The organism is Mesorhizobium caraganae (assembly GCF_016836705.1).
GTDB lineage: Bacteria > Pseudomonadota > Alphaproteobacteria > Rhizobiales > Rhizobiaceae > Mesorhizobium > Mesorhizobium caraganae.
In genome coordinates this window covers 1-435 of the sequence record NZ_JAFCGY010000156.1, presented here as the reverse complement: position 1 = coordinate 435, position 435 = coordinate 1, and the positions used below count along the sequence as shown (strand labels likewise).

The 435-nt window shown below is 56.6% G+C and carries 1 protein-coding gene; it reads left to right on the top strand.

All coding sequences use genetic code 11. From position 1 onward, the window contains the following. The coding region (locus JQK88_RS35750; RefSeq protein ID WP_210388457.1) for an endonuclease domain-containing protein at positions 1-432 on the top strand (432 nt) is incomplete at its 5' end. Between the last annotated feature and the right edge of the window lie 3 nt (positions 433-435).

Here is a 435-nt window from a genome sequence, read left to right as displayed (position 1 = left end):
ACTACCGATGCGCCGAGCCGCCGCTCGCCTGAAAAGATCGCCCGTGCGCGCGAGCTTCGCCACGGCGACAATCAAGCCGAGGCGACCCTCTGGAACGAACTGAAAGCCAAGAGACTGGGTGGACATAAGTTCGTGCGCCAGATGCCGATCGGTCCGTATTTCGCGGATTTTGCTTGTCGAAACCAAAAGCTGATCGTGGAGTTGGACGGCAGTCAGCACGCTGAAAGCAGTTATGACAGGCGACGCGATGAATTCATGCGAGGCCAAGGTTTCTCCGTGCTGCGATTCTGGAATTACGATGGGCTGAAGAACACGAGGAGTGTTTGCGAAACCATCCTCGCAGCGCTGGAAGGACGGATTGCTGAAGACGTAGTTGCTGCCGACCTCAAGTTTGTTTTCGCCGCCAGGAAGACGGGAGATAGCGCTCTATGATGG